Genomic DNA, 1989 nt, shown 5'->3' on the forward strand with positions numbered 1-1989 from the left:
ACCTCGCGCGCCGCGTGCAGGTCCTCCTCGGCGCCGGTGAGCTGGGCGGTGGCCAGCAGCACGGATCCGCGGTTGGCGCGGTGCCGGGCCAGGCGGAACGGCGACCCGGCCGACGCCTGCTCGGCGAGGTGCAACAGAACCGCGGCTTCGCGCAGCATGGCCGGGTCGGCCGCCGCGACGCCGCCGCGGTGCAGGCTGTTGGCCAGCGCGGCCCGGTGGTCGGTCAGCTCCGGGTCGTCGGCTGCCGTTTCCCGTACGACCGCACGCAGCAGCTGCACCGACTCGTCGAGGGCCGCGGCGTCACCGGCGAACTCGAAGCGGTTGCGTAGCGCGGTGGCGAGGTTGGCCCGGTGGACCAGCCGGTCGGCGTGGTCGTCCGGGAGCAGCCGTAAAGCCTCCCGCCAGCGCGTGATGGCGGCGTCGAGGGCACCGGTGTCGCCTGTGCGCGCGAAGGCGACACGGTAGGCGATCGCCTGCTGGGCCAGGTAGAGCGGCCGGTCGGGGTCGTCCTCCGGGGTGCCGCACAGGGCCCGGTCCAGCAACCGCAGCGATTCCAGCAGCACCTCGTGGTCACCCGTACCCAGCGAACGGTCGACCAGGACCCGGGCCAGACCGGCACAGCACCCCGAGGTCGCTCGCGGCGTCCTCCAGCAGGCCGTGATGCGCGGCGACCACCGGCGCGGAGCTCTGCGCCACCTTCTTGGCCTGCGCGTCACTGCCCTGGGCGATCTCCTGCTCGCCGAGGCGCATGGCCTTCATGTGCGCGTCCATCTGGGTGGGGATCCACAGGGCGTCGAAGTCGCTGCCGGAGGCCGCCTGGTAGCGCCGCGCCAGCGCCCGCTGCTCGGCGTTCGGCGCGTCCGGCAGGTCCACCCCGAGCGCCTCGGCGGTGTCTGTCAGCGTGGCGTCGAGCTTGGTGTGGTCGGCGACCCAGCGGGCCCCGAGGTCCTTCACCTGCTCGCTGGCCGCCTTCTGCTGGGCCAGCTTGCCGGTGGCGATCTCGGCCAGGTTGGACTGGTGGGCGGCCCGCAGGAACGCGGTGTCCTGGTCGGACGGCGCCGCCGCCGCGGCGGTCGCCGGCAGGAGCAGGAGGGCGGCCACCCCGGCCACCGCTGCCGCACGTCGGATGAACATGATCATCGATCCCTTCGTCGTGGTGACGGGGCGACTACCCGGCCGCCCGGCCACTATGCGGAAAATCGACGCGGAAATCGACGCAACTTGTCTCACTCGGGCACGGTGATGCCTTCCGCGAAGCGGATCAGCTGGTCACGGGTGAGAGGGACGTCCGCCTGCTCGACCGCGATCGACAGCAGACGCTTCTTGTCGAGCCGCACGTTGAGCGTTCCCGGCCCCTGGTCCGAGGCCTCGAGAGTGGCCGGCCGCCCGCCGATGGTGAGCCGTTCGTCCTCGGCCGAAGGCTTGTCCTGCGCCGAGACGGTGCCCAGGCCCAGGCAGATCCCCCGGCCGCTCTCGCCGTCGGTGAGGGTCGCCGGTGGCGCCAGGCACAGATAGTCCGTGGTGAGCGTCTGCAGGACCAGCCCGGGCGGTGCCGTGGCGATGGCGAACGGCAGCGGCGTGGGCGGCATCGCCACCGGTCGCAGGCCATCGGCGAAGCGCAGCACCTCGGCCTCGGTGTTGCGGCTGCCACTGCCGAGCTGGGCCCAGCGGCCGTCGGCGAGCTGCCAGCGCACGCCCACGTACCGGTCGCCCGGACGATTGCCCTGGTAGACGTCCGCGTCCAGGGTCCGGATCAGGGCCGGGCGGCCGTTCACGGTGGTCGCCCGGTCGTCGCCCTCGACCCACCACTCCCCTTGCTGCGGCCCCACCGACAGCTCCATGGCCCGGTCGGCGGAGTCCCCGTAGATGAGCAGGACGTTCGGTCCCACCCGGCCGACCCGGGCGGTGCCCGCACCGGGCGGCGTCCAGCCGGGCGTCAAGGGAAAGACGGGCAGGTCGAACCGGGGTCGCTGCCAGCCGGCCGCCGCC

At 73.5% G+C, this 1989-nt stretch carries 3 protein-coding genes; all 3 read right to left on the reverse strand.

The genetic code is table 11. From position 1 onward, the window contains the following. Positions 1-563, reverse strand: a 563-nt coding sequence (locus tag AB0C29_RS45825; RefSeq protein WP_360834288.1) for a hypothetical protein, incomplete at its 3' end; no start/stop codon positions are given. 7 nt (positions 564-570) lie between these two features. After that, entirely contained in the window at positions 571-1134 is a 564-nt protein-coding gene (locus AB0C29_RS45830) for a DUF4142 domain-containing protein (protein WP_360834290.1), read from the reverse strand. Between the two features lie 92 nt (positions 1135-1226). After that, positions 1227-1989 (reverse strand): hypothetical protein (locus tag AB0C29_RS45835; protein WP_360834292.1); only part of this gene is annotated, 763 nt, incomplete at its 5' end.

It is taken from the genome of Actinoplanes sp. NPDC048791, from assembly GCF_040650095.1.
GTDB lineage: Bacteria > Actinomycetota > Actinomycetes > Mycobacteriales > Micromonosporaceae > Actinoplanes.

Excerpts from the sequence above, each read along its gene's own strand:
- AB0C29_RS45830 (WP_360834290.1), bottom strand. The coding sequence starts at position 1,134 with ATGTTCATCCGACGTGCGGCAGCGGTGGCCGGGGTGGCCGCCCTCCTG.